The organism is Streptomyces sp. NPDC046876 (genome assembly GCF_040645035.1).
GTDB lineage: Bacteria > Actinomycetota > Actinomycetes > Streptomycetales > Streptomycetaceae > Streptomyces.
In genome coordinates, this window is the sequence record NZ_JBEYXK010000181.1 from 1 (window position 1) to 6,970 (window position 6,970).

Genomic DNA, 6,970 nt, shown 5'->3' on the forward strand with positions numbered 1-6,970 from the left:
TACCCGACGCTATTCCTATCTGTTTGTGGCGCGGGGTTTGGGGCGGCGCCTCAAACGCCGGCGAGGCTGAATGTGCCGGACCCCGGCATCGAAAGTACGAGGAGCAAGGCAGCCGGAACCCCGGGATTCGGTGGGGTGGGCCGGGGCCCCTCGGGCCGGGGTTCAGAAGATGGTGAAGTGGGCGCGGGTCAGGGATTCGGCGCGGGGGAGGTCGCCGGCGATGAGGGCCTCCAGAAGGTCCGTGTGCTCCGCGGCGTCCGCGACCAGACCCGCCCGGCCGGCACGCGCAGCCCCCGGCAGCGGCCACTGGGAGCGCCGGTGGAGCTCCCCGGCCACCTCGACCAGCTGGTCGTTCCCGCCGAGGGCGAGCACCTCCCGGTGGAAGGCCCGGTCGGCATCCGCGTACCCCGCGAGGTCGCCGGCGGCCGCAGCCTCGGCGGTGGCGGCTGCCGCCGGCCGCAGGGCCGACCAGGCCTCGGCCGGGACCGTACGGGCCAGCCGCAGCATGACCGGGACCTCCAGCAGCGCACGGACCTCGACCAGCTCGGCGTAGGCGCGGGGCGTACGGGCCAGGACGCGGAAGCCCCGGTTGGGCAGGCATTCCACGGCGCCCTCGAGCGCCAGCTGCTGCATCGCCTCGCGCACGGGCGTGGCGGAGACGCCGAAGCGCTCGCCCAGCGCCGGGCCGGAGTAGATCTCCCCCGGCACCAGCTCGCCGTCGACGAGCGCGGCGCGCAGCGCGTCGAGCACCTGGCGGCGCACGGAATGGCGCAGCACCTTCTGCGTCGGGATCAGCGCCGACACCCCGGTGGGGGCCGCTTCGCGCACTCGGTCCTCCTGGAGGGGTTCGGGCCTGTCGGGAGAATAGTTGAATCCGCCAGCGAAGTGGACGCAAGGCGGCGCAGCTCACGCCGCCGGTGCAGCCGGCGCAGCCGGTGCGGCCGGGTGCCGGCACCGAACCCGCGGGGCGTCGTATGGGGCACGCCGGCCCCGCACGCGGCACGGCGGGTGCGGCCAGGTGACGGCCCCGGGCCCGCGCGCGCCCGTGTACGCGGGGGCGCGCCGCAACGGGACGGAACGGGCCGTCACCGCCCCGGAGGCGCTCCTTCCGGACCGGACCCCACGGCCCGGGCCGACGGCGCCCCGCGCCGCTCGGCCCGCCGGCCGTGGCCGGCGCGACCTCCCCGGCCCGGTCCGGGCCCGCAGCCCGTACAGCCGGAGCCACCCGGACGGCCGGCCCGGCGCTCACCCCCGCTCCGCCGCCGGAACGACACGGTACGGCCCGATCGGCACATCCACTCCTTCGCCGAGCGAACCCACCCGTCCTGATGACCGTAATCGAACACAACTCCCGCCACTCGAGCGGCAGTTCGACACACAACACCCTATCCGGCGGGCCCCGCCCCCCGATGGCGTCCACTTGCCACGAAACCCGCATGCCGAGGCGATCTCCTGCGCCACCATGGCCCCGGTAGGCCGCATACGCGAGGCAAAGGCAAGGGACATCCGCATGAGACTGACCGACATATCGCTGGACTGGCTGCTGCCCGGCAGCCTGTTGATCCTGGGCGTACTTGCGGCAGTTGCGGTACTGGCCCGGGGCAAGCGCGAGGGCGACAAGGCCGCGGCCGACGACTCCTGGGAACGCAGCGAGGAGCGCAGGCGGCGCAAGGAGGCCGTCTACGGAACCGCCTCCTACGTGCTGCTCTTCTGCTGCGCGGCCGTGGCCGCCGCGCTCTCCTTCCACGGGCTCGTCGGCTTCGGCCGGCAGAACCTCAACCTCTCCGGCGGCTGGGAGTACCTGGTCCCGTTCGGCCTCGACGGCGCCGCCATGTTCTGCTCGGTGCTCGCCGTCCGCGAGGCCAGCCACGGCGACGCGGCCCTCGGCTCCCGCATGCTGGTCTGGCTGTTCGCGGGGGCGGCGGCCTGGTTCAACTGGGTCCACGCCCCGCGGGGCATGGGCCACGACGGCGCCCCGCAGTTCTTCGCCGGCATGTCGCTGTCGGCGGCCGTCCTCTTCGACCGGGCCCTGAAGCAGACCCGCCGGGCCGCACTGCGCGAGCAGGGCCTGATCCCGCGCCCGCTCCCGCAGATCCGCATGGTCCGCTGGCTGAGGGCGCCCCGGGAGACCTTCGGAGCATGGTCGCTCATGCTGCTGGAGGGCGTCCGCACCCTCGACGAGGCCGTCGAGGAGGTACGGGAGGACAAGCGGGAGAGGGAGCAGGACCGCCACCGCCGACGCGACCAGAACCGGCTGAACCGGGCCCGCCTCAAGGCGCTGGGCCGGCAGAACCGGGCGTTCGGCCGCTCCCGCGGCCGCCAGGTCGACCTGCCGGGACTGACTTCAGCAGCGGGCTCCGCGCCGGCCGGCGCGGAGCCGGCCATAGTCGAACAGGTACAGCTGCCCGCCCCGCGCCCCCGCCGCTCCCTGCAGGCCGTGAGCGGACCGGACACCGCTGAGGTGACCGGCCCGCGCACCGTCGACCTCACGGCCGAGGACGACACCCAGACCATCCCCCGACTCGACTCACTGGAACGCAAACTCAAGGACCTGGAGCAGCAGTTCGGCTGAGCAGCGCCCCTGCCCGGCCCCGGAGGGCCCGCCCGTCAGGCGGGCCCTCCGTCGTGGCCGGGGCCCGCGTCGCCCGACCCCTCGAAGGCTCCGAAGGCTCCGTCCAGTTCGAACCACACCACCTTGCCCCCGCCCGGCGCGACCGCGTCCACGCCCCACGCGTCGGCGAGCCCCTGCACCAGCAGCAGCCCCCGGCCGTGCGTACCGTCGTCGGCGGTCGGTACGTACGGCCGGATCCGGCCCGCGGCATAGTCCCGGACCTCCACCCGCAGCCTCGTCGGGGTGAGGGTCGCGGCCACCTCCGCGCCCTGGTCGGTGTGGACGAGGGCGTTGGTGACGAGCTCCGTGATCAGGAGCTCGGCCACCTCGGCGGTATCGGCCCGGCACCGGTGGCGCATCAGCTCCCGCAATGCCTTGCGGACCTCGCCCACCGCTTTGAGGTCCGCCCGGCGCACGCTGCGGGTGACCGCCCGCACGGCCTGCCCCGCCGCTCCCGGCGCCCCCGTCGCCGCCGCTGCCGAAGCCGACGGCTCCCGCGCCACGGGCCGGCCTCTCCTCGACGGCTTCCCGGTCTTCGCCCCCACCCGCACGGCGATGTACCTCCCCCGCGTCCCACAGCTCTCGAACAGGTCTACGGGATGCATGCCCGCCGGGGCATTCCGCACTCCTGCGGGGTTACGGACGGGGCACGTTGCGCAGGTTGGATCTGGCCATCTGGATCATCCGGCCCACTCCCCCGTCCAGCACGATCTTGCTGGCCGATAGTGCGAAACCGGTCACCATCTCGGCGCTGATCTTCGGTGGAATGGACAGGGCATTGGGGTCGGTCACCACGTCCACGAGAGCGGGCCCCTTGTGCGTCAGCGCGTCCTTCAAAGCGCCGCTGAGCTGCTTGGGTTTCTCCACGCGCACCCCGTATGCGCCCGCCGCGCGGGCGATGGCCGCGAAATCCGGATTGTGGTTGGTGGTTCCGTACGAAGGAAGGCCGGAAACCAGCATCTCCAACTCGACCATTCCGAGCGAGGAGTTGTTGAACAGGACTACTTTGACTGGCAGGTCGTACTGCACCAGGGTGAGGAAATCTCCCATCAGCATCGAGAAACCACCGTCACCGGACATCGACACCACTTGACGGCCCCGGTCGGTGAACTGCGCCCCGATGGCCTGCGGGAGGGCATTGGCCATGGAGCCGTGGCTGAAGGACCCGATGATGCGCCGCCGTCCGTTCGGGGAAAGATAACGCGCCGCCCACACGTTGCACATGCCGGTGTCGACGGTGAACACCGCGTCGTCGTCCGCCAGTTCGTCGAGGACGGCGGCGACGTACTCGGGGTGGATCGGGGTGTGCTTCTCCACCTTCCGCGTGTACGCCCTGACCACGCCCTCCAGGGCGTCCGCGTGCTTCTTCAGCATGCGGTCCAGGAACCGGCGGTCCGCCTTGGGCCGCACGCGGGAGTTCAGGGCGCGCAGGGTGGCCCGTACGTCGCCCCAGACGGCGAGGTCGAGCTGCGAGCGGCGGCCGAGGTGCTCGGGGCGGATGTCCACCTGGACGATCTTCACGTCGTCGGGCAGGAACGCGTTGTACGGGAAGTCGGTGCCGAGGAGGATCAGCAGGTCGCACTCGTGCGTGGCCTCGTAGGCGGCGCCGTAGCCGAGCAGCCCGCTCATCCCCACGTCGTACGGATTGTCGTACTGGATCCATTCCTTGCCGCGCAGGGCGTGCCCGACGGGGGCCTTGACCAGGCCCGCGAACTCCATGACCTCGGCGTGCGCGCCGGCGGTGCCGCTGCCGCAGAAGAGCGTGACCCGGTCGGCGTCGTCGACCAGCCGGACCAGCCGGTCGATCTCCTCGTCGCCGGGCCGGACCGTCGGCCGGGAGGTGACGAGGGCGTGCTCGACCGGCTTGTCGGGGGCGGGCAGGGCGGCGATGTCCCCGGGCAGGGACACCACGCTGACCCCGCTGCGGCCGACGGCGTGCTGGACGGCGGTCTGCAGCAGCCGGGGCATCTGGCGGGGGCTGGAGATCAGCTCGCTGTAGTGGCTGCACTCGCGGAACAGCTGGTCGGGGTGGGTCTCCTGGAAGTAGCCGAGGCCGATCTCGCTGGAGGGGATGTGGGAGGCGAGGGCCAGGACGGGGGCCATGGAGCGGTGGGCGTCGTACAGGCCGTTGATCAGGTGCAGGTTGCCGGGGCCGCAGGAGCCGGCGCAGGCGGCGAGCGTGCCGGTGATCTGGGCCTCGGCGCCGGCCGCGAACGCGGCGGTCTCCTCATGGCGGACCTGGATCCAGTCGATGCCGCCGGTGCGGCGGATCGCGTCGACGACGGGGTTCAGGCTGTCGCCGACGACCCCGTACACGCGGCGGACGCCCGCGCGGACGAGGATGTCGACGAACTGCTCCGCCACGTTCTGCTTGGCCATGGGTCCATCCACGCACGGCCGGGGGGATCGCGCCTGTCGGTTACGCCTTACGCCTCCACGCCCTTACGCCTCCCAGACGGCGGCGGCCGTGCGGTCGTCGGCGTAGCCCTTGACGCGGAGCTGGGTGTCGGCGAGGAAGGCGGCGAGGCCGGGCGGCTCGGCGCCGGACCAGCGGGCGGCGAGCTCGGTCGGGAGCAGTTCCTCCTCCCGCATCGGGTCGGCCAGGCCGCCGGAGCAGAGCAGCAGGGTGTCACCGGGCCGGGCGACGGCCGCCCGGAAGCGGAAGCCCTGGCCGGGGGCGGGATCGGGCTCGTGCTCGTGCTCGGGCTCGTGGTCGTGCTCCGCTGTCGCCCCGGCCGGCTCGAGGTCCTGCCACTGGCCGGCCCGCAGCCGGAACAGCCCGCCCGGGCCCGCGCCGAAGCAGACCCGGGTCCGGCACTCGGGGTCGATCGGCAGCAGCAGGACGCGCAGGCCGGCGGTGTACGCGTCCTCCCGGTGCCCGAGCTCTGCCGCGCGGGCCCGCAGCCGGCCGTAAGCGCGGTCGGTGAGCCGCTGGAGGCCGGAGTGCAGGGCGTCGCGGCGGCCGGCCCGGAGGTCGTCGGCGAGCCGCTGCCGGCTGCGGCCGACGGCGGCAGCGACCCCCCGGCACACCTCGGCTGCAGCCTCGGCGGCCCCGGCGGCGGCGCGGTCACCGCCGGCCAGGGCCACCAGGACCAGGGCGTCGTCGCCGCTGCCGAAGCGGGCGGTGAGCAGGAAGTCCCGGCGGGCCTCGGCCCGGTAGCGGGCTGAGTCGCCGCGCACCGAGGCGGCGCGCAGGGTGAACGCCCCGTGCCGGGCGCCGTCCAGGACGGTGTCCGGGACCAGCTCCTCGAGCGCACCCGGCTCGGCGGCCGGCAGTCCCCCGGGCTCGGCGGCGTAGGTGGGCGCCCGGTCCCCGAGGTACCCCACGACGGGCCGCTCCGGGGGGACGGGCGGGGCCGGCGGCGCGGGCGCGGCCGCCGGAGGCGGGGGTACGGCGGGCGCGGGTGGCCCGGGCGGCCCGGGCGGCCCGGGCGGCCCGGGCGGCACACCGGGGACGGCCGCCACGGGCGGCACGGTCACGTGGCCCAGCCCGTACCCGGTCACCCCGGCCTCCCGCGGATCCCGGGGCGCGCCCCGGCCCCCGGGCGGTACGGAACCGGCTCCGGCCGGGGCGGACGGCGGAGGTTCGGCGCCGTGGCCGCCGCCAGGACCCGGCACGCCCGAGGCCGCGGGCCCCGCCGGCGGCTGCGACCACCAGGGCAGGTCGCCCGGCTCGGGCCCCCGGTCCGGCTGCGACGGGATCAGCGGCCGCCGGGGGACGTCGGGCTCCGGCCCCGGGGCGCTGGGCGTCGCCCCTCGCGGCGGGTGCGGCTCGCGCCCCGGAGGGGTCGTCAGGGAGGCCGCCGAGTGGTAGCGGCTCTCCAGCGTGTCCCCCGGGTCGAGCGGCGGGACCGCTTCCGGTTCCTCGTACAGCTTCTGCCACCAGTCGTCCGCGCCCTGCTGACTCATGCGGCTATTCTCCGCACGCGGTCGGGGCGGAAAACGCGGAATACACGAAAAGGCGTCCCCCGCCCCCATCCATCGCACGCCCGCCCGAACCCCGAACACCCGCCGAACTCCGGGCCACGGGGCCCGCGCCAGCCCCCATCAGCCCCGCCGGCGTTTGAGACGCGGGGTCAGGGGCAGCGCCCGGGCAACCCGGGCCCGTCGAAGCCGGGGTCGGCAATTCCTGCCCCGCCGGCGTTTGAGGCGCGGGGTCAGGGGCAGCGCCCGGGCAACCCGGGCCCGTCGAAGCCGGGGTCGGCAATTCCAGCCCCGCCGGCGTTTGAGGCGCGGGATCAGGGGCAGCGCCCGGGCAACCCGGGCCCGTCGAAGCCGGGGTCGGCAATTCCAGCCCCGCCGGCGTTTGAGGCGCCGGGTTTGGGGCGGAGCCCCAAGAAACCCGGCTCCGCCGGGCAG

At 74.6% G+C, this 6,970-nt stretch carries 5 protein-coding genes; 1 reads left to right on the plus strand and 4 read right to left on the minus strand.

The features are described from left to right. Window positions 1-162: 162 nt before the first annotated feature. Complete coding sequence (locus tag ABZ924_RS37710) at window positions 163-828, minus strand: GntR family transcriptional regulator (RefSeq protein WP_361920118.1); 666 nt, start codon at window positions 826-828, stop codon at window positions 163-165. Between the two features lie 682 nt (window positions 829-1,510). Here ABZ924_RS37710 and ABZ924_RS37715 point away from each other — a divergent pair. Continuing rightward, window positions 1,511-2,572: a DUF2637 domain-containing protein gene (locus ABZ924_RS37715; protein WP_361920120.1), complete on the plus strand. Its 1,062-nt coding sequence runs from the start codon at window positions 1,511-1,513 to the stop codon at window positions 2,570-2,572. Window positions 2,573-2,607: 35 nt separating this feature from the next. Here the strand turns inward: ABZ924_RS37715 and ABZ924_RS37720 are convergent, their stop codons facing one another. The 3 genes from ABZ924_RS37720 to ABZ924_RS37730 all read right to left on the minus strand — a co-directional run bounded on the left by ABZ924_RS37720 (window position 2,608) and on the right by ABZ924_RS37730 (window position 6,520). Then, entirely contained in the window at window positions 2,608-3,048 is a 441-nt protein-coding gene (locus ABZ924_RS37720; protein WP_361920126.1) for an ATP-binding protein, read from the minus strand. Between the two features lie 199 nt (window positions 3,049-3,247). Continuing rightward, the gene (locus ABZ924_RS37725; protein ID WP_361920122.1) at window positions 3,248-4,990 is read right to left on the minus strand and encodes a pyruvate dehydrogenase; all 1,743 of its coding nucleotides are present in this window, start codon (window positions 4,988-4,990) and stop codon (window positions 3,248-3,250) included. A gap of 63 nt (window positions 4,991-5,053) precedes the next feature. Continuing rightward, window positions 5,054-6,520, minus strand: coding sequence for a protein phosphatase 2C domain-containing protein (locus tag ABZ924_RS37730; RefSeq protein ID WP_361920124.1), 1,467 nt, complete (start codon window positions 6,518-6,520; stop codon window positions 5,054-5,056). Window positions 6,521-6,970: the final 450 nt, after the last annotated feature.

What these genes read in the sequence shown, in the direction of transcription:
- ABZ924_RS37730 (WP_361920124.1), bottom strand. Translation starts at nt 6,520, where the DNA reads ATGAGTCAGCAGGGCGCGGACGACTGGTGGCAGAAGCTGTACGAGGAA.
- ABZ924_RS37725 (WP_361920122.1), bottom strand. Translation starts at nt 4,990, where the DNA reads ATGGCCAAGCAGAACGTGGCGGAGCAGTTCGTCGACATCCTCGTCCGC.
- ABZ924_RS37715 (WP_361920120.1), top strand. Translation starts at nt 1,511, where the DNA reads ATGAGACTGACCGACATATCGCTGGACTGGCTGCTGCCCGGCAGCCTG.